This is a genomic window from Rhizobium glycinendophyticum (assembly GCF_006443685.1).
GTDB lineage: Bacteria > Pseudomonadota > Alphaproteobacteria > Rhizobiales > Rhizobiaceae > Allorhizobium > Allorhizobium glycinendophyticum.
The window spans coordinates 2358459-2381689 of the sequence record NZ_VFYP01000001.1 but is presented as its reverse complement, the minus strand read 5'-3'; the positions used below and the strand labels follow the sequence as shown (position 1 = coordinate 2381689).

At 61.7% G+C, this 23231-nt stretch carries 18 protein-coding genes and 1 other RNA gene; 10 read left to right on the top strand and 9 right to left on the bottom strand.

The window, feature by feature from the left end:
• Positions 1–42 precede the first annotated feature (42 nt).
• The 4 genes from FJQ55_RS11645 (at position 43) to FJQ55_RS11630 (ending at position 9730) form a co-directional block, all read left to right on the top strand.
• The gene (locus FJQ55_RS11645) at positions 43–1266 is read left to right on the top strand and encodes an efflux RND transporter periplasmic adaptor subunit (protein WP_140828090.1); all 1224 of its coding nucleotides are present in this window, start codon (positions 43–45) and stop codon (positions 1264–1266) included.
• Positions 1263–4412, top strand: coding sequence for an efflux RND transporter permease subunit (locus FJQ55_RS11640; RefSeq protein ID WP_140828089.1), 3150 nt, complete (start codon positions 1263–1265; stop codon positions 4410–4412). Before FJQ55_RS11645 ends, FJQ55_RS11640 begins: the two co-directional genes overlap by 4 nt.
• Positions 4413–4534: 122 nt before the next feature.
• The gene (locus FJQ55_RS11635) at positions 4535–5944 is read left to right on the top strand and encodes an FAD-binding oxidoreductase (RefSeq protein ID WP_140828087.1); all 1410 of its coding nucleotides are present in this window, start codon (positions 4535–4537) and stop codon (positions 5942–5944) included.
• 72 nt (positions 5945–6016) lie between these two features.
• A complete protein-coding gene (locus FJQ55_RS11630; RefSeq protein ID WP_140828085.1) occupies positions 6017–9730 on the top strand; it encodes an AsmA family protein in 3714 nt (1237 codons plus the stop codon).
• A gap of 73 nt (positions 9731–9803) precedes the next feature.
• Here FJQ55_RS11630 and FJQ55_RS11625 read toward each other — a convergent pair whose 3' ends face one another.
• The 6 genes from FJQ55_RS11625 to FJQ55_RS11600 form a co-directional block, all read right to left on the bottom strand.
• Complete coding sequence (locus FJQ55_RS11625) at positions 9804–10196, bottom strand: FlxA-like family protein (RefSeq protein ID WP_140828083.1); 393 nt, start codon at positions 10194–10196, stop codon at positions 9804–9806.
• 150 nt (positions 10197–10346) lie between these two features.
• Entirely contained in the window at positions 10347–10592 is a 246-nt protein-coding gene (locus FJQ55_RS11620) for a ribbon-helix-helix domain-containing protein (RefSeq protein ID WP_140828081.1), read from the bottom strand.
• A gap of 63 nt (positions 10593–10655) precedes the next feature.
• The gene (locus FJQ55_RS11615) at positions 10656–10847 is read right to left on the bottom strand and encodes a DUF4169 family protein (RefSeq protein ID WP_062278906.1); all 192 of its coding nucleotides are present in this window, start codon (positions 10845–10847) and stop codon (positions 10656–10658) included.
• A gap of 53 nt (positions 10848–10900) precedes the next feature.
• A complete protein-coding gene (locus FJQ55_RS11610; protein ID WP_140828079.1) occupies positions 10901–11404 on the bottom strand; it encodes an SspB family protein in 504 nt (167 codons plus the stop codon).
• 177 nt (positions 11405–11581) lie between these two features.
• Positions 11582–11958, bottom strand: a transfer-messenger RNA (tmRNA) gene (gene ssrA / locus FJQ55_RS11605).
• A 40-nt stretch (positions 11959–11998) separates the two neighbouring features.
• Positions 11999–12730 carry an AprI/Inh family metalloprotease inhibitor gene (locus tag FJQ55_RS11600; protein WP_161596976.1) on the bottom strand — a complete coding sequence of 244 codons (732 nt, stop codon included), beginning with the start codon at positions 12728–12730 and terminating at the stop codon, positions 11999–12001.
• 224 nt (positions 12731–12954) lie between these two features.
• Between FJQ55_RS11600 and FJQ55_RS11595 the strand changes: the two genes are divergently transcribed.
• From FJQ55_RS11595 to FJQ55_RS11575, 5 genes are all read left to right on the top strand, one after another.
• Positions 12955–13749: a thymidylate synthase gene (locus FJQ55_RS11595; protein ID WP_140829252.1), complete on the top strand. Its 795-nt coding sequence runs from the start codon at positions 12955–12957 to the stop codon at positions 13747–13749.
• A gap of 18 nt (positions 13750–13767) precedes the next feature.
• A complete protein-coding gene (locus FJQ55_RS11590) occupies positions 13768–14292 on the top strand; it encodes a dihydrofolate reductase (RefSeq protein WP_140828075.1) in 525 nt (174 codons plus the stop codon).
• 152 nt (positions 14293–14444) lie between these two features.
• A complete protein-coding gene (gene hflK, locus FJQ55_RS11585; protein WP_140828073.1) occupies positions 14445–15584 on the top strand; it encodes an FtsH protease activity modulator HflK in 1140 nt (379 codons plus the stop codon).
• A gap of 1 nt (position 15585) precedes the next feature.
• A complete protein-coding gene (gene hflC / locus FJQ55_RS11580) occupies positions 15586–16542 on the top strand; it encodes a protease modulator HflC (protein ID WP_140828072.1) in 957 nt (318 codons plus the stop codon).
• A 274-nt stretch (positions 16543–16816) separates the two neighbouring features.
• Entirely contained in the window at positions 16817–18394 is a 1578-nt protein-coding gene (locus FJQ55_RS11575) for a Do family serine endopeptidase (RefSeq protein WP_140828070.1), read from the top strand.
• A gap of 2 nt (positions 18395–18396) precedes the next feature.
• Here the strand turns inward: FJQ55_RS11575 and FJQ55_RS11570 are convergent, their stop codons facing one another.
• From FJQ55_RS11570 to serB, 3 genes are all read right to left on the bottom strand, one after another.
• A complete protein-coding gene (locus FJQ55_RS11570) occupies positions 18397–20781 on the bottom strand; it encodes a putative bifunctional diguanylate cyclase/phosphodiesterase (RefSeq protein WP_140828067.1) in 2385 nt (794 codons plus the stop codon).
• A gap of 63 nt (positions 20782–20844) precedes the next feature.
• Positions 20845–21408, bottom strand: a complete 564-nt coding sequence (locus tag FJQ55_RS11565) for a GNAT family N-acetyltransferase (protein WP_140828066.1) — start codon at positions 21406–21408, stop codon at positions 20845–20847.
• A 13-nt stretch (positions 21409–21421) separates the two neighbouring features.
• Entirely contained in the window at positions 21422–22312 is an 891-nt protein-coding gene (serB, locus tag FJQ55_RS11560) for a phosphoserine phosphatase SerB (RefSeq protein ID WP_140828064.1), read from the bottom strand.
• On the opposite strand from serB, the gene miaA reads away from it, so the two are divergent.
• Positions 22311–23225 carry a tRNA (adenosine(37)-N6)-dimethylallyltransferase MiaA gene (gene miaA, locus FJQ55_RS11555; protein WP_140828062.1) on the top strand — a complete coding sequence of 305 codons (915 nt, stop codon included), beginning with the start codon at positions 22311–22313 and terminating at the stop codon, positions 23223–23225. The genes serB and miaA overlap by 2 nt on opposite strands.
• The last annotated feature ends 6 nt before the right edge of the window (positions 23226–23231 follow it).

Here is a 23231-nt window from a genome sequence, read left to right as displayed (position 1 = left end):
CTCCGTTCTCGTTATTTTCAAGTCTTTCATCTGGAGCCTTGCATGCCGCTTTGGAAGCAACTCACCATCAGTGTTGCGCTGCTGTTTCTCGGACTTTGCGCCTGGGTCTATGTTTCGCCCGGCGCAGGTCAGAGCCTTGTCCAGATGGGCGTGCCGAAGGGCATGGTCGCGATGATTTCTGCTGGCGGAGCGGACGGCGCCGGTGACGGGGCGCCGGCCAGCGAACGCGGCGCTGGCCAAGGTCAGGGTCAGGGGCAGGGGCAAGCGCAGGGTCAGCGTCGCGGTGGCGGTGGCCGCGGCGACCAGAAAATCCTCGTTGCAATCCAGCCCGTATCAACAGCCGTGGTCAATGATCGGCTCAACGCCATCGGCGACGGTGAAGCGGTTGATGCGGTGACCGTCATGCCGCAGGCGTCGGGCACGATAGAGCAGATCCTGGTAACCTCCGGTCAGCGTGTGAAGAAGGGCGATGTGATCGCAAGGCTGGACAGCGACGAACAGGTGATCCTGCGGGATCAGGCGGCCGTCGCCTTGCGCAGCGCGACCGAGCGTGCCGAATCCTACAACAATCTGAAGAGCTTTTCGCGGCTGGACGTGCTCGACGCGCAGATCGCCAGAGAGCAGGCGGAACTGCAGGTGCGCACCGCAGAGCTGAACCTGAAACGGCGCGACATCGTGGCGCCGATCGACGGCGTGATCGGCATCATCGCCGTCAGTGTCGGCGACAATGTCACCAATAGCAGCGCGATCGTGTCGCTCGACAACCGCGCGCAGCTGCTTGTGGATTTCTGGGCGCCGGAGCGTTTTGCGGTCGCGGTCAAGCCCGGTATGCCGGTCGAGGCATCGTCGGTTGCACGTCCCGGCCAGCGCTTCAGCGGCGCCATCGATGCCGTTGACAACCGGGTCGATCAGGCAAGCCGGACCATCCGGGTGCGGGCGCGGATCGACAATCCGGACGACGTGCTGCGTGCGGGAATGTCCTTCTCCGTCACCATGGCCTTTCCCGGAGATCGGTATCCGGCTGTGAACCCTCTGGCTGTGCAGTGGGACGGGCAGGGGTCTTTCGTCTGGCAGATCGTCGAGAACAAGTCCGTGAAGACGCGTGTTCGCATTATCCAGCGCAATTCCGATCAGGTGTTGATCGACGCGGCGCTCAAGGAAGGCGACGTGGTGGCGATCGAGGGGCTCCAGCGCGTGCGTGAGGGTGGGGCCGTCGAGGTTGCCAATGCGGATCAAGCCAAGGCGCCGGAGGTGGCGACACGATGAGCGCGACCGAGACGCCTCCCGAACAGTCGGGCCGCAATTTTACCGCCCTTTTCGTGCGCCGGCCGGTGCTGGCGGCCGTCCTTAATACACTTCTCGTCGTCGCCGGTCTTGCCGCACTGGCCGGTATCGAAGTGCGCGAACTGCCTGATGTCGACCAGCCGGTCATTACGGTCAGCACCGATTATGACGGAGCGTCTGCCCAGACCATGGACCAGGAGGTCACGCGGGTCATCGAAGGCGCCGTCGCGCGCGTCAGCGGTCTCAAATCGCTTTCGTCTCGTTCGCAGTTCGGTTCCAGCCGCACGACGCTCGAATTCTCCGACAGCGTCGATCTGGCCGTTGCCGCCAACGACGTGCGTGACGCGCTCGGCCGGGTGCGCAATCAGTTGCCTGATGATGTCGATGAACCGCGCATCGTGAAGGCGGATTCCGATTCGCAGCCGATCATGCGGCTTGCCGTCACATCCTCGACGCTGTCGATGGAAGACCTGACGCTTCTGGTTGAGAACGAAATTTCCGATCGGCTGGCCGCTGTCGACGGCGTCGCGGATGTCGAGATCTATGGCGACCAAGAAAAGGTCTTCCGTATCGACGTCAACCAGGCAGCCCTTTCCAGTCGGGGTCTGACGGTTGCCAATCTTTCGACGGCGCTGCAGAGCGCTTCACTCGATGTGCCCGCCGGTTCGCTCGAATCGCTGACCCAGGACATTGTCGTCCGTGCAACCGCGAGCCTGACGTCGGTGGAGGATTTCGAGAATGTCCTCATCGGCAGTAATGTCCGGCTGCGCGATGTGGCAACCGTGACGCTAGGCCCCGATGATGGCACGACAGCGCTCAGGTCCAACGGCGTTGCCGGCGTCGGTCTGGGCATCATCCGCCAGGCACAGTCGAATACGCTGAGCATTTCGAGCGGCGTACACGCCGCTGTTGACGGTCTGAAGGACGTGCTGCCGGAAGGCACCCGGATCGTCATCAGCAGTGACGATGCGGTGTTCATTCAGGGCGCGTTGCACGAGGTCGAAATTGCGCTGTCACTGTCGGCTGCCATCGTGCTCGTGGTGCTGTTTCTCTTCCTGCGCGACTGGCGGGCGACGCTTATTCCGGCACTCACCATGCCGGTGGCGTTGATCGGGACCCTGGCGGCCATCTATCTGGTCGGCTTTTCAATCAACATCCTCACGCTGCTGGCCATCGTTCTTGCGACTGGTCTTGTGGTGGACGACGCCATCGTGGTGCTGGAAAACATCGTGCGCCGACGCGCCGAAGGCATGGGACCGAGGGCGGCTGCCGTGCTGGGCACCCAGGAGGTGTTCTTCGCGGTCCTTGCGACCACTGCGACGCTCGCTGCCGTCTTCGTGCCACTCTCCTTCCTGCCGGGACAGTTGGGCGGCCTGTTCCGCGAATTTGGCTTCGTGCTCGCTTTCGCGGTTCTGTTGTCTTCCGTTACGGCACTGACGCTGTGTCCAATGATGGCCTCACGCATGCTGGGGCAGGCGAAGGACGAAAATCGTGGGATCCTGGGTCGTTTCGGATCGCGGTTCTCATCCGGTTATCGCCGCAGCCTCGGAGCATGCCTGCGTAATCCGCTGATCGTGGTCGTGGTCGCCACGATGTTTTCAGCCGCAGCCTACGCCACTTTCACCACGATCCGAAGCGAGCTGACGCCGCGCGAGGACCGCTCGATGGTGATGATGCGCCTCTCGACGCCGCAAGGATCAAGCCTCGCCTATACCCGCGATCAGGTTCAGCGGGTGGAGGAAAACCTCAAGTCCCTCGTCGACAGTGGCGAGATCCGCAGCATCTTCTCGATTTCCGGCCAGGGCTCGTCGAACAGTGCCTTCATGGTGATGACGCTTGCGCCGTGGGACGAGCGCACACGCACACAGGACCAGATCGTCCAGGACGTCAACGCGGCGGCGGCCAAAGTGCCGGCATTGCGGGGCAACGTCTTCCAGTCGAACAGCTTGCGCATCCGCGGCGCCGGCAGCGGCTTGCAGATGGCGATTGTCGGCAGCAGCCATGAGAAGCTGACGGAAGCGGCAATCCAGATTGTCGACCAAATGCGCAACTCGCCCTTGCTGCAGACGCCGCGCCTCGACAATGAACCGACCCAGGCGCAGATCTCGGTGACCATTGACCGGGAGCGCGCATCGGATCTTGGTGTCGACATCAATGCGATCGGTACCTCGCTGCAGGCGCTGCTCGAAGGTCGTTCGGTCACGGACGTCTTCATCGACGGCAATTCCATCCCGGTGCGTCTGGTGTCGAGCACACAGCCCATCAATGATCCGACCGATCTCGAAAGCATCTTCCTGACGACTTCTGATGGCCGCGTCGTTCCTATGTCGACGATCGCGTCGCTTGAGGAGAGGGCGGTTGCTCCGCAGCTGAACAGGGAGCAGCAGCTGGCTTCCGTGTCGTTCTCCGCCGGCCTCAATGACGGTGTGGCTCTGGGCGATGCGGTGAGTGCTGTGAAGGCGATCGCCGAACCGCTCCTGCCGCCGGGGTCGCGCTTGGTGCCTCTGGCAGAAGCTGCGACGCTTCAGGAGAACTCCTATGGTATGGCGCTCACATTCGGCTTTGCGATCGCCATCATCTTTCTGGTGCTCGCAGCACAGTTCGAGAGTGTCATCTCCGGCCTGATCATCATGGCAACTGTGCCGCTTGGGCTTGCTTGCGCCGTCTTTGCGCTCGTCATCACCGGCTCGACGCTCAACGTCTACAGCCAGATCGGTCTCGTGCTGCTCGTCGGAGTCATGGCGAAAAACGGCATCCTGATCGTCGAATTTGCCAACCAGCTGCGTGACCGCGGGCAGAGCGTGCGCGAGGCGATCGAGAATGCCTGCGCAATCCGACTGCGACCCGTGATGATGACGATGATCGCGACCGTGCTTGGCGGTTTCCCGCTGCTTCTGGCACAAGGGGCGGGCGCTGAGGCACGCATCGCGCTCGGCTGGGTGATCGTCGGCGGGCTAGGCTTTGCGACATTGGTGACGCTCTACATCACGCCCGTCGCCTATCTGCTGCTCGCCCGCTTCTCCAAGCCCCATGCCCATGAGGAGGCTCGGCTCAAGCGCGAGCTCGATGACGCCAATCTGAAGGGTGCTAATGATCCGGGGGAAGCACCACGGATGGCTGCTGAATAACCGGGGCATCTCGTTTCCAGCGGCGTGGCGTTTCTGCCGCTGGACAATGAAATCCTCCTATCCCATAGCAGGGACGATGCCTCGCAGGGGGCGTCGGGTTTGCAAATACGGGAGACGATGGAATGGCCCGCAAAGATGTGATCGACGGACCGCGCAACGAAGAGGGGATCGCCAGCGCCCTGCCGATCCTCAAGCAGCGTTTCGGGGATCGCTTTCAGACCGGGCAATCCTTTCGCGAGCAGCACAGCCACACCACGACCTATCTGCCCTCGCAACTACCCGATGGTGTCGTGTTCGTCGAGCAGACAGCCGATGTCCAGGACGTGGTGCGGATTTGTGCCGACTATCGCGTGCCGATCATTGCCTTCGGAACGGGATCTTCGCTGGAAGGGCAGGTCAATGCGCCGTCCGGGGGCGTCTCGGTCGACTTCAGCCGGATGAACCGGATCCTTGAGGTCAATGCCGAGGACCTCGACTGCACGGTCGAGCCGGGCGTGACGCGGGAGGACCTGAACACCTATCTGCGCGACACGGGGCTGTTCTTTCCCATCGATCCCGGCGCCAATGCCTCGCTCGGTGGCATGACCGCGACACGTGCATCGGGCACCAACGCCGTGCGTTATGGGACGATGAAGGACAATGTGCTGGCGCTGACGGTCGTCACGGCCGATGGCGAGGAAATCCGCACGGCGCATCGGGCGCGGAAATCATCGGCCGGATATGATCTCACACGGCTATTTGTCGGTTCGGAAGGCACGCTCGGGCTCATCACCTCGATCACGCTCCGGCTGCAGGGCATTCCGGCCAAGATCGGTGGCGGCGTATGCGCTTTTCCGACGTTGGAAGCGGCCTGCAATGCCGTCATCATGACCATCCAGATGGGTGTTCCGGTTGCTCGCATCGAATTGCTGGACGAGATGCAGATCCGCGCCTGCAACGCCTATTCGAAGCTTTCTTATCCCGAGCGGCCGACGCTCTTCGTCGAGTTTCACGGGACGGATGAAACGGTCGCGCTGCAATCGCAGCAGTTTGCCGAAATCGCCGCCGAATTCGGCGCCGATCCCTTCCAGTACACGGTCGATGCGCAGGAGCGTGCGCAACTCTGGAAAGCGCGCCACAACGCCTATTGGGCAAGCCGTGCGTTGGCGCCGGAACTTGCGGCGCTCTCGACCGATGTGTGCGTGCCGATCTCGCGGCTCGCGGAATGCGTGGCCGAAACCCAAGCGGATATCCGTGAACACGGGTTCCTGGCACCGATCGTCGGGCATGCCGGCGACGGGAATTTCCATGTCCTTCTGCTGTTCGACGACAAGGATCCGAAGGGCGTCTCGGAGGCCGAGGCCTTTCTGGAGCGGCTGAACGGGAGGGCGCTGGCCATGAACGGGACCTGCACCGGGGAACATGGGATCGGGCAGGGCAAGATCAGTTATCTGACACAGGAACTGGCCTCTGCGCTTCCCGTAATGCGGTCGATCAAGGCGAGTCTCGATCCGCACGACCTGTTCAACCCGGGCAAGATTTTCCGCGTCTGACTACAAGACCTTACGGCTTGCTACCACGGCGAATTGGGTTACCCTGCGGCCGAAATCAAGGGAGTGGCATTGGTGCTCGGACGCATACTGGTTACGCTTGGCGGTCTTCTGGTGGTGGCGCTTTTTTCCGCGTTGCTCGCGCCGTTCTTCGTCGACTGGACCAATTTCCGTCAGGATTTCGAGGACCGCGCCAGCCAGTTGCTGGGCAAGAAAGTCGTCGTGCATGGGACGGTCAGCGCCCGCATCCTGCCGTTTCCGTCCGTGACGATGGAAGACGTGACCGTCGGCACCGATGTCGACGGATCGCCGCTGGTGACCGTCGCCCGCTTCTCGCTTGATGCCGAGCTTGCCCCCTTCCTGTCTGGCGAAGCGCGCATATTCGACATGCGCATCGAGCAGCCCAAGGCCCGGATACGGCTTCTGGCCGACGGCACACTGGACTGGTTGCGTGGCAGCCGCCCAACCATCCCGGCGCGAACAGTCATTCTTGAAAAGGTTTCGGTGACCGGCGGTCGTATCGAATTCATCGATGAGCAATCGGGCCGCAACCGCATCCTGTCCGACCTGGACGCCGACGTTTCGGCCCGTACCCTTGCTGGCCCCTGGTCCGTCTCCGGACGCGCTTCGCTCGATGGAGAGGTCGGTGGCTTTGCCCTCACCAGCTCCGAAAGTACCAATAATGCGCTGCCGATCCGGCTAAGGATCGAACCGGATGAGCGGCCTTTCGACGTCTCGCTGGAGGGAGAGCTTGCGCTCTCGGAGGGGCGGCCGATTTACAAGGGGCAATTCCTGTCGACGTGGAAGGTGGCTGAGGCTGAGGCCTCTTCAGCCAATGGGGAGGCAACCGTCCCGGGGCCCAGACTGCGCGGTGCCTTCGAACTGACCAATGAAAGCGTCACGGTCCCGTCCTATCGGCTGGAACTGGGAGATGTGGCCGATCCCTACGTCATCTCCGGCGAGGCCAAGCTCGATACTGGCGCCAAGCCGGAGTTTTTGCTGACGGCGGAAGGGCAGCAGGTGGACGTCAATCGGCTCGCGGCCGATGGCAGTCGGGCGGCAAAGACGGCGCGCAACGGCTCGGTTTCCCTTCAGCAGCGGCTGGCGCTTCTCATGCAGACGGCGGCAAAAATTCCCGTTCCGAAGGTGCCTGGCCGCGCCACCCTGAAATTGCCGGCGATTCTCGCCGGTGACACCGTCTTTCGAGACATTCAGCTCGATGTGCAGCCGGCCGGTACTGGCTGGACGATCGATCGCGCCGTTGCGGTGCTTCCGGGCCGCACGCAGGTTGAGGCGAGCGGTCGGTTGGCTTTGATCGGTAGTCCTTCATTCGTTGGCAACTTGCTCGTCGCCTCCACGCAACCGTCCGGGCTTGCAACCTGGATTTCCGGCAAGGTCGACCCCGCAATCCGTCAGCTGCGATCGACGGGCTTTTCAGCGAGGGTCGATCTCACGCCGGAATTGCAGCGCTTCGAGAAGCTGGAGATCGCCGTTGGCGACGAGCCGCTGAAGGGCCGGCTGGAACGCGAATCGCGGTCTGGCGCTGCGCCCAACCTGTCGGTGGAGCTTTCCGGTGCAGGGCTCGATCTGGATGCGGCGCGCGCCATCGCGGCCCTTATCATCGGTGAGGATGCGGAGCGCAACCTGCTGGCCGAGCGTGTTGCGGCGCGGCTAAAGATCGACAGGCTTGCGGCCTCGGGGATTGATCTGCGCGATGTGGATAGCATTGTCAGCTATCAGGGTGACAGGCTCTCGATCGAGCGTCTGAATGTCGGCGATGTCGCAGGTGCGTCGATCGGGATTACCGGGTCGATGGCTTTGGAGGCCGGGGTCTTCAATGGCGAGGGGCGGATTTCGTTTCGCTCGAAAGACCCGGCAGCGTTTCTGGCACTGCTGAACGAGCGCTTCACCGGGCGGCCCGTGCTCGCCCGCCTCGCGCAGAGTGCGGACTGGTTTGCCGAGACGGACATGACGGCAGATCTCGTCCTGAGCAAGGATGACGGTGTGCGGATCAAGGGCGGCGGCCGGACGAATGGCAGCCGGGCCGGCTTCGCGCTTGAGGCACCGGATATCGCGGCGCTCGGATCCGGTGCCGGGCGCAGCATCGACGTGAGCCTGGAAAATGAGGAGGCACAGGTGCTGATGGGGCAGGCGGGTCTTGCGCCACTGCCTTGGCCGGTCGGCGAAGGCGGCAGGCTCAGCCTGACGTTGAAAGGCGAGGATGCCCGCACGGCGGAAGCGGAAATCCGTTTTGACGGCACCCGCTCGACACTGGCTGCGACTGGACATCTGACAGCTGTCGACGGTCCGCGCCTCCTTGATGGTGACTGGGATATCTCTGTCAAAAGCGAGGATGCCGGCCCCTATTTCATGTCGCTCGGCGCAAGTCTGCCGGCCATTGAGGCGGGCGTCCCACTCGACGTGCAGGCGTCACTCGGTGTGGCGGACGGGGAGATGACTGTCGGCAAGCTGACGTCTACTGTGGCGGGACAGGTGGTGACCGTGGCGGGAACGCTGGATCTGCGCGGGGCCGTTCCGACTGCGAAGGGGTCCGTCTCGCTGGACAGCCTCGACCTCGAATGGCTGGCCGAGACCATGCTCGGCCCCGTGCGCGATCCGGCTTCGGGTGTTCTCGTTACCGCGCCTCTCGCCAAAAGCGTCGTTACGGCCGATCTCGATCTGGATCTCAAGGCAAAGCAGGTCTGGCCGGGGATCGGAGAAGCTATGACGGATGTCTCGTCAAAGCTTGCTGCCAAGGCGGGAGAGTTGACGCTTGACGAGGTGAAGGGTTCCTGGCTCGGCGGGGAGATGGCGGGACGGCTGTCGCTGGCCAACAGCGACGGCAATGGCTTCCTGCAGTCACGCCTCGATCTCAAGGGTGCCGACCTCAAGCGCAGTCTCAACGCCCTGCGCATCGAGCATGGTCTCGATGCTTCCGATGTTCTGTCCAGTACCTTCGACCTCACGTTTGTCGGTGAGGGTGGCGGCAAGAGTGCGGCCGAACTGATTGGAGGTGCGAGCGGATCGGGTGAGATGACATTGCAGCAGCTCAAGGTCAGGCACTTGAATCTCGCCATCCTTCCCCGCCTCATCGAGCAGGCCGACGCGATCGGTACCGCACTTGACCAGGACAAGGTTCGGGCGATGACAACGGAACTTCTGTCCGGCGGAGAGACGGTGGTTCAGGGGTTGAAACTTCCCTTTGCGCTCTCCGATCATACCTTGCGCGTCCAGAATGCCGTTGCGGAGACCGGTGCAGCGAAACTTGACGGCACGGCACGGCTCGATCTGGAGCAGGGGGTGGTGGACGGCGAAATCGGCGTAGCGCTTACGCCCGGCGATCTTGCGGTGGATGGGGCTGCGCCGAATTTCCGACTTCTCTTGCAGGCGGATGCCCTTTCACCGGAGCGGGAGCTGGATGTGACGGAGCTTACCAATTTCCTCTCGCTGCGCGCTTTCGAGAAAGAACGTCGCCGGGTCGAGGCGTTGCAGTCCAGCGTGCTGGAGAAGCAGAGATTGCGGCGGGAGGCGGCGCTGGCCCGGGCGAACGCCGAGCGCCGGGCCCGTGTCGAAGAGGAGGCTCGACAGAGGGCTGAAGCAGAGCGACTGCTGCAGGAGCAGCAGCACACGCTTGAGGCCGCCCCGGCGGAGGCTGGCGCGGCGGAACCGTCGGAGCCGACGACGGAGAGTGTCCCGGAAGCGCCACTCTTGCCTGTGCCTTCAGAGGAACGCGTGGTACGTCAGCCGCTTCCAAGCATGAAGTTCGATGGCCTGCCAGGCGTGCAGTAAAACACCCGCAGGATCTGCGGGTGTGGCATTTGACAACAACTTTGGAAACGCTCCCTGCACAGGGACGTCGGCATCAGACGTATGCGTAGCGCTCGCCGAACGGAACGTCTTCGGGGTCTTCCGGCACATTGGTGGTGCCGATCTTGTCGCTTTCACCGGACATGCGATGGTTGGCCCGGCTTTCCGGCGGAGGTTCGGGGCGCTGGGTCTGGTCTTCGCCCGAAGCGGCCTTCGCCCGGGCGAGTTGGGCCTGGAGCTTGGCAAGTTCATTCCGCAATTCGGTCAGCTGCTGATTGATCTCCGCTTCGTCGTCCGAAGTCTCGGCGGAAGACAGAGCTTCTTCCTGCGTGGAGATGCTCTTCTGCACGCTGGCGATCTGGGCCTTGATTGCCGCAGTCGCATCCCTGGATCCGCCGGTCGAGAGGGTTTGCGTCGCACTGGTGCTGGAAGTGATGGCTGTCGTCATGTCAAAAGTCCTGTCGATAAAATGGCCGGAACAGTTCTTATCGGCGGACACTGAAAAATCGCCGAAGTTCAAGAGGTTCAAACTGTGTTTCGAGGTATCTTGATGCCGCGATAATAAAGCTAATATATTAAATAAGTACGTGTGGCGTACCTATTTCGCCCACCCAGAGGCTGGGACCCCGGTCTTCAGTGCCTGCTTGAGATGCGCGAGGACATAGAGACGCAAAGCAGAGGAGAGATTGGCACCTGCAGGACGATGCGCGTCGACTTCGGCAATCAGGGCGGCGAAGCTGATCGACCGCTCGGCCGCGATGGTGCGAAGTTCGGTTAGAAAATCATCCTCTACCGAGAAGCTTGTCCGGTGGCCATGCAAGGTAATCGAGCGTTTGCGGATCATGGGCGCGGCAGCCTTCGGGCTTCGATGTGCGGCGAGGTCATGCGGCGGGTAACGGAGCGAAGCCTAGGTCTCGGTGGGTTTTTCAATGCGCCCCTGATCCAACTGCTTGGCGGCTTTCTCGTTTAAGGTGCGGGTCAGGGTCTTCTCAGCCTTGGTACGGCCATGGGTCAGGCGGTTCTGTTCGGCTGTCGCCTCGCGTTCTGCCCGCGCCTTCGTCTTGCGGAACTGGCGGAGATTGACGATGTCTGCAGCCATTCTTCTCGTCCCGTGATGGAGAGCCGGCCTTTCGGCCGGCTTCGTTGGGTGCGTTACTGCTTCTTGCGGAAGGCGTCGAGCGAGACGACCGACCCTTCCTTCTTTTCTTCAGAAACGGTTGTGTCGGATTCTTCGGTCTTGCTGACCACGTCCAGCGGATAGGCCGTGATTTCGGCTTCCGCTTCGTCTTCTTCGGCCAGCGGCACGTCGAATTCGAGTTCGAAATTGACCGAAGGGTCATAGAAGCCGCGGATGGCGTTGAAAGGAATGACCAGCTTTTCCGGCGTGTCGGAGAAGGAGAGGCCGATCTCAAACAGGCTGTCGGTGACCTTGAGCTCCCAGAACTGGTGCTGGATGACGATGGTCATCTGCTCGGCATACTTCGCCTTCAGATGCTGCGAGATTCGCACGCCCGGTGCCCCGGTCAGGAAGGTGATGAAGAAATGATGGTCGCCGGGAAGACGGCCGGTGGCAGCGACTTCGGTCAAAACCTTGCGGATGACACTTCTCAGCGCGTCCTGGGCCAGAATGTCGTAGCGAATGTGGTCGTGCCCCATCAGATCCTGTCTTTCCTTCTCATGCCGTTTGGACGGCTATATGCCACGGCGCCTCGGTGGCGAAAAGCCCCGTCACGCGAAAGCGCTTCGCCGGAGGATACATCATTTCAGCGCGTTCCGGTAGGCGCGACGTGACAGTGCATGTGAGTGAAGAATAATTTGGGAGAAGGGGGGGTAGGTGAAGGCTTCTGTTGCCAGGTGCCTTCGGACCCCGCCTCAAGGGGCTAACCTAGAGGACTTGGTTCGGATTTCCCGCACCGCCATTAGGCAGCGAGAGCATAACCCTTAGCGTTGTTGTCGTTTGCAACTACACTTGTGACCCGATAACGGCGGTATCATGCCGAGCAAAAGTTCGATCTTTACGCCCTTGTCGATCCTATTTCGCCCCCATCAAAAGCCGGTCTGAAAAGAGATCAGATCCGACCGGTTTTTGGTGGAGGCGCCGGGTACCGCCCCCGGGTCCAATAGGTTTATTACACCGACCGTTTATTGCCATAGCCGGAGCAAGCCCCGGCACGAGTGATATAGGTGTTTCCGCAGGCGATGAAAAGAGGGCATGGGCAACTATCGCGCTCCGCGCCCAGCCCACACCCGTCAACGGCACTGATTGCGGAAGACGATATAATCGCCCGTCTGGTCACTGAAATACTTGATGACGTAGCCTTTTTTGCCGCTGTCCCCTACCGGCACACGGCAGCGCAGGCCCCATTGCGGCGTCTGCCGGCATGATTCGACCAGGAAGCACTGGCCGACCTCGAACTTGCCGATGATCGGGCTCTTCATGTCTTCCTTGGCTCGAATGTTCAACTGGTTCAGAGCCTGGACCCGCACGGGGCCGTTGCCTGTGAAGGGCGGCACGATATCGGTCGCCTCGGCACAACGGTCGTTGTCGTATCGGCGTCGGCAGCCGTCGCGCTGACCAGGTGCCGCCACCGGCGGCTGGGCAATCCTTGGGGCTGCGATCCGCTGGCCGCTCGCGGGCTTCAAGGTCACGAGGCTGCCGTCGTTCAACTGTCCGACGAGGACGCCGCGGTTGGGGCGGAGGGTCGCGATCAGGAAGTTGTTGGTGCCGAGGATGTTCAGGCCATTGCCGGTCGGCGCCCAGGCCCAGGCGAAGGACATGGGGCCGACGCAGGTATAGGTCGTCGCCTTTAATTGTCCGCCCATCGCCTGGCCCGAGAGATTGATGCTGCAGGCGCCAAGCGGGCCGCCCTCAACCGTCCAGTCCCCCACAAAGTCTTGAGGCGCCTGTGCCGTTGCCGGTGCGACGCTGTAGAACAGCGTCAGCCAGGTGACCAGAATTGCGGCCATGGTGGGCGTTCTCATCTCTTTGTCTCCCTGTGTTTCAATGCATGTTTTCTTCATCGGAGAGGCGAAGTGGATTCGGCTAGTCCAAAATCTGCCGGTATCTCTGCTGGTGCGAGGGCATGCATGGCATACAACCACCGTCTCGTCCTCGTCGTTCAATCGGGGAAAAGGAGGCCAGACCGCTTGGTTCGCGCCTCCGGAGGCGCTAGACTGTGGCATCTAACATGACTCGCCAGGGGCCCATGCACCAGTATCACGACCTCCTTCGCCATGTGCTGGAGACCGGCAGCGATCGCGGTGACCGCACCGGCACCGGCACACGCTCCGTCTTCGGATATCAGATGCGCTTCGATCTCGCCGACGGCTTTCCGGTCGTCACGACGAAGAAGCTGCATCTGCGATCGATCATCCACGAACTTCTATGGTTCCTGAAGGGCGAGACCAATATCGGCTACTTGCGCGAGAACGGCGTGACGATCTGGGACGAATGGGCGGACGAGAATGGCAATCTGGGACCCGTCTACGGCGCCCAATGGCGGTCCTGGCCCGATTACGACGGCGGCCATATCGACCAAATCGCTCGCCTGATCGAGGGCATCAAGACCAATCCGAATTCGCGCCGTCATATCGTTTCGGCCTGGAACCCGGCGCTGGTCGACGAGATGGCGCTGCCGCCGTGCCACTGCCTGTTTCAGTTTTACGTGGCCGACGGGCGGCTTTCCTGCCAGCTTTACCAGCGCTCGGCCGACATCTTCCTCGGCGTGCCCTTCAACATCGCCTCCTATGCGCTGCTCACCCTGATGGTGGCGCAGGTGACGGGGCTGGAGCCGGGCGAGTTCATCCACACGTTCGGCGATGCGCATCTCTACGCGAACCATTTCGACCAGGCGAAGCTGCAACTGTCTCGGACGCCGAAGGCGCTGCCGGTGATGAAGCTCAATCCCGATATCAGGGACATCTTCTCCTTCACCTATGACGACTTCACCCTCGTCGGCTACGAGGCCGATGCCAGCATCAAGGCGCCGATTGCTGTCTAAGCTGCCGGCGAAAGCTTCATGAGCGACATCAAGACCCTGATCATCGTCGCGGTCTCGCGCAACGGGGTCATCGGGCGCGACGGCGACATGCCGTGGCGCCTGTCCACCGATCTCAAGCGGTTCAAGGCGCTTAGCATGGGCAAGCCGCTGGTCATGGGCCGCAAGACGTTCGAGTCGGTCGGCTCTAAGCCTCTGCCGGGACGCCCGCATGTCATCGTTAGCCGGACTGCCACGCTTCATATGCCGGGCGTCGAGACTGCAGCGACTGTCGAGGAGGGGCTGAGACGAGCGCGCGCACTTGCCGGGGAAACGGGTGTCGATGCGATCTGCGTCGTTGGTGGTGGTGAGATCTATCGGCAGACCTTGGCACTTGCCGACGAGTTGCACGTGACCCATGTCGAGACCGATCTCGACGGTGATACGCATTTCCCAGATATCGATCCCGAAATGTTCGAGTTGGTGGAAGAAATGTCCATTCCGGCTGGGGAAAAGGACAATTACGCGACGCGTTACGCGATATACCGTCGCAGGACCGGCCGATAACGGAAAATTTGCCCTGTCTTCGGAAGAAGTTGGCCGCTTCGCGTTGAAAGGCGGGGCTGCGATACCTATAACCCTGTGGAACCTTCCGTGATGCGGCCCTCAACCGTCGCGACCGCAAGGACTTGGGAGCGATTTACAGCAAAGAGGTATGAATGCCCTGGAGCAATCAGAACGGCGGCGGCGGCGGTCCTTGGGGCGGCGGCGGCGGCGGTGGTAACAATCAGGGCCCCTGGGGGCAGGGGCCGAACCGGCCGCGTGGCGGCGGCGGTGGCGGCAACCAGCCCCCCGATCTGGAGGATCTTATCCGTCGTGGACAGGACCGGCTGCGCAATGTCGTGCCCGGTGGCTTCAACGGCGGCGCCTTCGTCATCGTCGGTCTCGTCCTTATCGCATTTTGGGCGATCCAGGCGATCTATACGGTTCAGCCGGATGAACGCGGCGTGGAGCTTCGCTTTGGCAAGCCAAAGGAAGAAGTCTCCATGCCAGGCCTTCATTTCCATCTCTGGCCGATCGAGCAGGTCGAGATCGTCAAGGTCACCGAGCAGCAGCAGAATGTCGGCAGCCGTGCCACCTCGAACAATCCCGGTGCCGGCCTGATGCTTTCTGGCGATCAGAACATCGTCAGCGTGCAGTTCTCGGTGCTGTTCACCGTGTCTGATCCGCAGGCCTATCTGTTCAACCTTGAAGATCCGTCGCAGACGCTACAGCAGGTTGCCGAAAGCGCCATGCGTGAAGTGGTCGGTCGCCGTCCGGCCCAGGACGTCTTCCGCGACAACCGCGAGGACATCTCAACCCAGGTTCGCGACATCATCCAGGGGACCATGGACAACTATGGTGCCGGCATCGCCATCAATGCCGTACCGATCGAAGATGCGGCACCGCCGCGTGAAGTGGCCGAGGCCTTCGAAGAAGTCCAGCGCGCCCAGCAGGACGAAGACCGTTTCGTCGAGGAAGCCAACCAGTACGCCAACCAGCGGCTTGGTCAGGCCCGTGGTCAGTCGGCCCAGATCCGCGAAGAGGCAGCCGCCTACAAGGATCAGGTCGTCAAGGAAGCGGAAGGTGAGGCCCAGCGCTTCATCTCGATCTATGACGAATATGCCAAGGCGCCAGACGTGACCCGCCAGCGCATCTATCTGGAAACCATGGAGAATGTCCTGCGCAATTCGAACAAGGTGATCATCGACGAGAAGCAGGGCGTTGTGCCTTATCTGCCGCTCAACGAAATCACGCGACAGCCGGGAACGCAGGCGGGCAACCAGCCTGGCGGCCAGTCGGCAACGGGAGGCAACTGATATGTCGAACCGTTTGCCCTATTTCGTCGCGGCCTTTGCCGTCATCCTGTTCTTCGCCTATTCCTCGATTTTCGTGGTCAATGAGCGCGAACAGGCCATTGTCCTGCGCTTCGGCCAGATCCAAGATGTGAAGACAGAACCGGGTCTTTACCTGAAACTGCCCTTCGCCTTCATGGATGCCGATCGCGTTCAGTATATCGAAGATCGTGCACTGCGCTTCGACCTCGACAATATCCGCGTTCAGGTTCGCGGCGGTGCCTTTTACGAAGTCGACGCCTTTGCCGTTTACCGAATCAACGATGCCCGTCGCTTCCGGGAAACGGTGTCGGGTGACCGGGACGCGGCCGAATCGCGTCTGCGCACCCGTCTCGATGCAGCACTTCGTCGCGTTTATGGTCTGCGCAATTTCGATGCGGCCCTTTCGGAAGAGCGTGGCTCGATGATGGCGGATGTCCGCAACGACCTTCAAGCCGCTGCGGGTAGCCTTGGCCTGCAGGTAACGGACGTGCGGATCCGCCGGACTGACCTCACCCAGGAAGTCTCGCAGCAGACCTTCCAGCGCATGAAGGCCGAACGTCTGGCGGAAGCGGAACTCATCCGCGCCCGCGGTAATGAAGAAAGCCAGCGCCGTCGGGCGATCGCCGATCGCCAAGTCGTCGAGCTGCAGGCGGATGCCCAGCGCGATTCGGAAATCCTTCGCGGTCAAGGTGATGCCGAGCGCAACCGGATCTTCGCCGAGGCCTTCCAGCGCGATCCGGCCTTTTTCGAGTTCTATCGCTCGATGCGGGCCTATGTCGCCTCGATGAGCAACCAGGGCACGACCATGGTGCTGTCGCCGGACTCGGACTTCTTCCGCTTCTTCAACAGCGGTGTCGGTCGCAACAACAATGCCACTGTCGCGGCACCCGGTGCGGCTGTGACGCCTGCCGTGCCCGCACCTGTGGCACCGGCCAATTGACGCTACGGCAGGTTCTCCGGAACCTGACGTTACGGTATATGAAAGGGTCGGCCTGAATGCCGGCCCTTTCTGGTTTTGCAACACGCTATCTCACGCAGTTTTCTCGACGACCCATCGCGCAATGTTGCCCTTCGGCGAGGAATCATGTGCTAGCTGTCGGATCGACAAGATCTGGTCGCATGTTGTGGCTATGACGCTTCCGGGAAATGTGATTTTCCGTTTCCCGGTTGCGCCCTATGTTGAAGTCGCCCTGATACTCCCAGTGAGGAAGCCGATGACCTATTCCGCCCGCCCGTCACGAAAGATCCTGCCGGCCCTGATGGTCGGAAGTGCCCTGGTGATGGGTGTTGCAAGCGTGCCGTCCGTTGTCGAGGCGCGTGGTCCCGATTCGGTCGCGGATCTGGCATCGGGTCTGTTGGGTGCTGTGGTCAACATCTCAACGTCGCAGAGCGTCAAGGAAGAGGGCGAGGGACCGGCACCCCAGGTGCCGGAGGGCTCGCCGTTCCAGGAATTGTTCGACGATTTCTACAAGAACGGCGACAGCGGCGACAATAACAGCAAGGTCAATTCCCTAGGATCCGGCTTCGTGATCGACCCCAAGGGCTTCATCGTCACCAACAACCACGTGATCGAGAATGCCGACGACATCGAGGTGATTTTCTCCGACGGGTCGAAGCTGAAGGCCAAGCTGATCGGGACCGATACCAAGACGGACCTGTCGGTGCTGAAGGTGGAGCCGCCGCAGCCGCTGACGGCGGTCAAGTTTGGCGATTCGCGCAAGCTTCGGATCGGCGATTGGGTCATGGCGATCGGCAACCCCTTCGGGCTCGGTGGATCGGTGACGCTCGGCATCGTTTCGGCCAGCGGACGCAACATCAATGCCGGCCCGTACGACAACTTCATCCAGACGGATGCGGCCATCAATAAGGGCAATTCCGGCGGACCGCTGTTCAACATGGACGGCGAAGTGATCGGGATCAACACGGCTATCATCTCGCCGAGTGGCGGCTCGATCGGTATCGGCTTTTCCGTGCCAACCGAGCTTGCCGAAAACATCGTGAACCAGTTGATCGAGTTCGGCGAGACGCGGCGCGGCTGGCTTGGCGTACGCATTCAGCCGGTGTCAGACGAGGTGGCCGAAAGTCTCAAGATCGGTCGTGCGCGCGGCGCGCTGATCAGCGGTATCGTCGAGGACGGTCCCGTCGCCAAAGGGCCGATCATGGTCGGCGATATCATCGTCAGCTTCAACGGCCGGCCGGTGGCGGAGACGCGCGATCTGACGCGTATGGTGGCCGAGAGCCCGATCGGTGAGCCGCTCGACGTCGTGATCCTGCGCGACGGCAAAGAGCAGACGGTAAAGGTCACGCTCGGCCTGCTTGAGGACGATGACGCGACCAGCGAGGAATCGTCGAGTTCGGACCAGACGGTCGAACCGGACGAGGAAGGCCAGGATCCGGGCGCGGATGAGCAGCCCGAGCAGGCTCCCGATGCAGGCGAGAATGAAGACGGCGGACAAACGGTGCCCGGTGAGACGCAGCAGGCGGCACCCGTAACGGAAGGCCTGATCGGGGTGGAATTGACCCTGCTCGACGACGCGCAACGCAAGTCTTTCAGTATCGCCGAAGGGGTCGAGGGCGTGTTGATCACGCGCGTGCTGCCGAATTCAAAGGCAGAAGCGAAGGGATTGAAGGCCGGGGACGTCATCGTTGAAGTGGCGCAGGAGTTCATGCGCACGCCGCAGCAGGTGGCCGAGAAACTCACGAAGATCAAGAGCGATGGCCGTCGCAGCGGTTACCTGATGATCGCCGACAAGGATGGCAACCTGCGTCTGGTGGCCGTACCGCTCGAATAGGTTTAAGCGTAGCGCCGCTCGCTCCCGTCGTCGCCGGCGTTTAAAAATGTGGCGAAGGCGGTGGCGGACATCGGGCGTGCGACCAGATATCCCTGTATTTCGCCGCAGCCCAGCTGCCGCAACGCGGTAAGCTGGTTTTGGGTTTCGACACCCTCCGCGGCCACGCTCATGCGCAGGTCCTTCGCCAGGCGGATCACGCATTCGACGATTGCGCGCCCGTCCTCGTTCGTGTCCATGTCGGAGATGAAAGACTGGTCGATCTTCAATTTGTCGAAGCGGAACCGGCGGAGATAGCTCAGCGACGAGAAGCCGGTCCCGAAGTCGTCGAGGGCGATGCGGATTCCGAGCTTGCTCAGGGTCTTCAAGGTCTGCTCGACGGCCGGTGTCGAGTTCATGAGAAGGCTCTCCGTCACCTCGAGCTCCAGGCGACCCGGGCGCATGGCGTTTGTCTTCATCGCGTTCTCGACCATGGGTACGAGGCCAGGGCTCAGAAATTGGCGCGATGAGAGGTTGACGGCCACACGGATGTTATCGGGCCAACTCGACGATACCCGACAGGCTTCGCGTAGCACCCAGGCGCCGATGCTGGTGATGAGGCCGGTTTCTTCGGCAATCGGAATGAACTCGCCGGGGCTTATCGGGCCAAGACGCGTGTGGTTCCAACGCAATAGCGCCTCGGCGCAGACCACCTGGTGGCTCTGCGCATCGATCAGCGGCTGGAAATACAGCTCAAGTGTTCCCAAGCTGACGGCGAGCGCCAGTTCCTGTTCGATCAGATTGCGGCGACGCGCCGTGGCATCGAGAGACGAGTCGAAATAGCGGAAGCGATTTCGACCGTCGGCCTTGGCTCGATACAAAGCGAGGTCGGCATTGCGGATCAACTGGTCCGGATCAGTCCCGTCGACCGGCGCGCAGGCAAGGCCTATGCTGACGCCGATATGGGCGGTGCCCGAGCGGAGGTGAAAGGGCTGCCCCAGGCGCTTGATGATGCGGTTTGCAAGGTGCCCTGCGCTTTTGGGATCTTCGCCGGACATATGCACGATGACGAATTCGTCCCCGCCCAGGCGGGCCAGCGTGTCGCCTTCGCTGCAGAGCTGCTGAAGCAGGCCCGCCACCTCGCGCAGCAATTCATCGCCACCCGCATGGCCATGGTTGTCGTTGACCTGCTTAAACCGGTCAAGATCGAGAAGGAGCAGCGAGAAACCGTCGCCGAAGCGTTCCAGTCGGGAGACGGCGCGGGCGAGATCCTCGTTGAGCAGAACACGGTTGCCCACGTCGGTCAGCGGATCATGGCGCGCCATGTGCTCGATCCGCAGCCGCGTCTGACGGTTGGCGGTGACGTCCCGGCCCACTCCGCGGTAGCCGACAAATCGGCCGCTTTCATCATAGATCGCCTTGGCGGTCAACGACCATATGCCAAGCTCGCCGCCCTGCTCAACGCAGACATCGACGTCGCGGAAAGACTGGTGAGCTTCAAGCTTGCGGCGAAAGCTCTCGCGATCCTCAATCTGCTCGATGTCCGTCATGAAATGCATGGCGAAGGGGATGGCATCAATGATTGGCTTGCCGACGATGAGGCTGTCCGGGGCAGCAAGTTTCTCGCAGAACCGGCTTGATGCGCGTTCGAGACGGAGGTGCTCGTCAGCGCCCCAGAGCCAGTCGGCGGTATTCTGTTCGAAATCATTGAGCAGTAGACCGATGACGTCTCGTTGTTCGTCGGCAGCCATCTTGGCGCGGGCCTTCTCCGTCAGACTATCGCAGACCGCAAGCGAGGAGCGGACAATGATTGCGGCAAAGATGGTGTAGAGGGAGAAGAGATAGAAGCCGACCACGGACGGGTTGCTGCCGAGGGCAACGCCGGCACCGAGACCGACGATGCCGCAAAAGACGACAGAGGCCGGAGGGACTGTCGCCAGTGCGAAACCGCCGCCGCCGGCCATGCCGACGGTAAGCGCGATCAGAACCATGCGCTGAGTTTCCGTTGCGTCTGCATAGGCGACGATTGCAAGGGAGGCCCAGAGACCGCTGAGGACCGCTGCATGCAAAACCGCCTTGCGCGTGCCGCGTTCGCTTGCCTGCTCGCGCGGTGCCCGTGACCGCGACTTAGACCATTTCAGGACAGTCGTGATTGCGATGGTGATCAGCATCGCGCAGATCAGGTTCACGGCGAGTGACGAAGGGCTACCCCAGAAGGCCAGCGCCGCGAGAGCGGCGTTGCCGATATTGGCGGCCATCATCCAGGGCGTGTTCTGTCCGACGATCGACATGCGTATCGCGCGGATGCGCGGCGCTTCCTCTGCCGTCTGGCCGGCTTCACCCAAGCGCCAAAAGCGATCAATCCACGAGGATTTGGTGGTAGCAGAATGCGCCGAGAGAACGTTTGTCATGCCGGAAAGTTTAGGCAAGACGCTTTAAGGGCGCGTAAATTGCTGAATTAGCCTTGTCTGCAATTAGCCGAAATTGCCGTTTTGATTTGCGTTTGCGCAAAAGAGCACATGGCTTTTCAGATGCGGATGGCTGTCCGGCACTGAAGGGTGGTCGAAGTCCCGTCCCTCAAGCTGCTGCATCCCGAGCCTTTGCATCACGGCAATCGAGCGCGTGTTGCCGTTGACGGCGAAAGCGTAGACTTCGTCCAAGCCTTGCTCGGCAAAGGCGAAATCGAGAAGTGCGCGCCCTGCCTCCGTCACATAGCCCTGGCCCCAGAAGCGCGTCGCGAGCCGCCAGCCGATTTCATAGGCGTCCTCGGGCAGTATGCCGGGTAGGGCCACCTTGGCGATTCCGCAAAAGCCCATGGCCTCGTCGGTTCGCCGATCAGCCAGGGCATAGAAGCCGTACCCCGTCTCTTCGATCATCGCCCGCAGCCTCTCTTGCAATTCGTCGCATTCCTCGTGGCTGCGGCGCATTGGGAAAAATTCCATGACTTTGGGATCGCGGTTGATCTCGCGGAAGAGATCCCGGTCCTTGTCCATCCAGTTTCTGAGCGTCAGTCGTTCGGTCTGAAGGATGATTGCCATGGCGCTTGATGTGTTACGAAAGGACGAAGTCGGACTTGCGGTAACCCTGAAGATAAAGGAGGGCCGTCAGATCGGCATGATCGATGCGGATCTTCGCTTCGGCAGCCACCGAGGGCTTGGCATGCAGGGCGACACCCGAGCCTGCGATGCCAAGCATCCCGAGATCGTTGGCGCCATCGCCGACGGCAAGCGAATCCTGCGGCGAGATACCGAGGGTCTTTGCGATCTCGACGAGCGAATCTACCTTGGCCTGACGGCCGAGAATGGGCTCAGCGACTTCGCCGGTCAGAATGCCGTTTTTCTCGATGAGTGTATTGGCGCGGTTTTCATCGAAGCCAAGGACGGCGGCGATTCGGGCGGTAAAGACGGTGAAGCCGCCGGAGACGAGGGCGGTATAGCCGCCACGCGCTTTCATGGTGGCAATCAGTTCCCGTCCGCCGGGGGTGAGCGTAATGCGCTTGGCGATGACCTCATCGACGACCGAGATCGGCAGGCCCTTCAGGAGAGCGACGCGCTCCCGTAGCGCCGGCTCGAAGGCGATCTCGCCGTTCATGGCACGCGCCGTGATCGCGGAGACCTTTTCCTTCAGGCCGACTTCTGCCGCCAGTTCGTCAATGCATTCCTGCCCGATCATCGTTGAGTCCATGTCGGCAATCAGGAAGCGCTTGCGCCGGGTTTCGGCGACCTGGACCGCGACATCGACAGCAAGGCCGGCAACTGCGTCGCGCAACAGCGCTTCTGCGGCAAGGGCATCCTGCCCATCGGTCAGCGGAATGTCGCAGGCAACGCCGTCGGCAAGCCAGTAGAGACGCGACGACTTTACAGCGTCGGCGGCGCGTTCGGCGACGTCGGTGGTGAGGATGGGATTTGACGGATTGGCGACAAGCGTGGCAACGAAGGCCATGATGCAAGATCCTGGAAAGACGACAGAGGCCATCCTGATAACCGGGCCGACCGCCAGCGGCAAGTCCGCACTGGCGCTCGCTTTCGCCCGGCGGCATGGCGGCGTGGTAATCAATGCCGACAGCATGCAGGTCTATGACACGTTGAGGGTGGTCACCGCACGCCCCGATGAGAGCGAGATGGAGGGTGTTGACCACCACCTCTATGGACATGTACCGGCAGGTGCCTCCTATTCGACCGGCGACTGGCTGCGCGACATGGCCTCGCTGCTCGATGTCTTGAAAGGGCAGGGCCGGTTACCGGTGGTGGTCGGCGGCACCGGGCTTTATTTCAAGGCGCTGACGGGCGGGCTGTCCGAGATGCCTCAGATCCCCGAGGCACTGCGCGAAAGGCTTCGGGCGCGGTTGATCGCCGAGGGGCCGGAGGTTCTGCATGCGGAACTCGCAGATGCGGATGCGGAGGTCGCTGCCGACCTGAACCCCAAGGATGGGCAGCGGATCGTGCGGGCGCTGGAGGTCATAGAGGCCACCGGTCAGTCCATCGATCACTTCCGCCGACAGGCCGGCCCTATGCTGGTCGATCCGGAGAAGGCCCAGAAACTCGTCGTGCTGCCCGAACGCAAGCTCCTGCATCAGCGTATCGATCGGCGTTTCGCGCAGATGATGGATCAGGGTGCTGTCGAAGAGGTAAAGGCGTTGCTTGCACTCGATCTTCCGCCCGAGATTCCAGTGATGAAGGCGATCGGTGTGTCGCAGATCGCCGCCATGCTGGCGGGCGAACTCACCCGAGAGGGGGCGATCGAAAGGGCGTCGGCTGCCACCCGGCAATATGCCAAGCGACAGATGACCTGGTTTCGCAACCAGATGGACGAGAACTGGGAGCGCATTGATCCGGGATCCTACCGGGTCGATTGACGCCTC

What these genes read in the sequence shown, in the direction of transcription:
- FJQ55_RS11570 (WP_140828067.1), bottom strand. Translation starts at nt 20,781, where the DNA reads ATGACAAACGTTCTCTCGGCGCATTCTGCTACCACCAAATCCTCGTGG.
- FJQ55_RS11615 (WP_062278906.1), bottom strand. Translation starts at nt 10,847, where the DNA reads ATGGCTGCAGACATCGTCAATCTCCGCCAGTTCCGCAAGACGAAGGCG.
- FJQ55_RS11590 (WP_140828075.1), top strand. Translation starts at nt 13,768, where the DNA reads ATGAGCGACATCAAGACCCTGATCATCGTCGCGGTCTCGCGCAACGGG.
- miaA (WP_140828062.1), top strand. Translation starts at nt 22,311, where the DNA reads ATGATGCAAGATCCTGGAAAGACGACAGAGGCCATCCTGATAACCGGG.
- FJQ55_RS11600 (WP_161596976.1), bottom strand. Translation starts at nt 12,730, where the DNA reads ATGAGAACGCCCACCATGGCCGCAATTCTGGTCACCTGGCTGACGCTG.
- FJQ55_RS11640 (WP_140828089.1), top strand. Translation starts at nt 1,263, where the DNA reads ATGAGCGCGACCGAGACGCCTCCCGAACAGTCGGGCCGCAATTTTACC.
- FJQ55_RS11575 (WP_140828070.1), top strand. Translation starts at nt 16,817, where the DNA reads ATGACCTATTCCGCCCGCCCGTCACGAAAGATCCTGCCGGCCCTGATG.
- FJQ55_RS11645 (WP_140828090.1), top strand. Translation starts at nt 43, where the DNA reads ATGCCGCTTTGGAAGCAACTCACCATCAGTGTTGCGCTGCTGTTTCTC.
- FJQ55_RS11595 (WP_140829252.1), top strand. Translation starts at nt 12,955, where the DNA reads ATGCACCAGTATCACGACCTCCTTCGCCATGTGCTGGAGACCGGCAGC.
- FJQ55_RS11565 (WP_140828066.1), bottom strand. Translation starts at nt 21,408, where the DNA reads ATGGCAATCATCCTTCAGACCGAACGACTGACGCTCAGAAACTGGATG.
- FJQ55_RS11635 (WP_140828087.1), top strand. Translation starts at nt 4,535, where the DNA reads ATGGCCCGCAAAGATGTGATCGACGGACCGCGCAACGAAGAGGGGATC.
- hflC (WP_140828072.1), top strand. Translation starts at nt 15,586, where the DNA reads ATGTCGAACCGTTTGCCCTATTTCGTCGCGGCCTTTGCCGTCATCCTG.
- FJQ55_RS11610 (WP_140828079.1), bottom strand. Translation starts at nt 11,404, where the DNA reads ATGGGGCACGACCACATTCGCTACGACATTCTGGCCCAGGACGCGCTG.
- hflK (WP_140828073.1), top strand. Translation starts at nt 14,445, where the DNA reads ATGCCCTGGAGCAATCAGAACGGCGGCGGCGGCGGTCCTTGGGGCGGC.
- FJQ55_RS11625 (WP_140828083.1), bottom strand. Translation starts at nt 10,196, where the DNA reads ATGACGACAGCCATCACTTCCAGCACCAGTGCGACGCAAACCCTCTCG.
- serB (WP_140828064.1), bottom strand. Translation starts at nt 22,312, where the DNA reads ATGGCCTTCGTTGCCACGCTTGTCGCCAATCCGTCAAATCCCATCCTC.
- FJQ55_RS11620 (WP_140828081.1), bottom strand. Translation starts at nt 10,592, where the DNA reads ATGATCCGCAAACGCTCGATTACCTTGCATGGCCACCGGACAAGCTTC.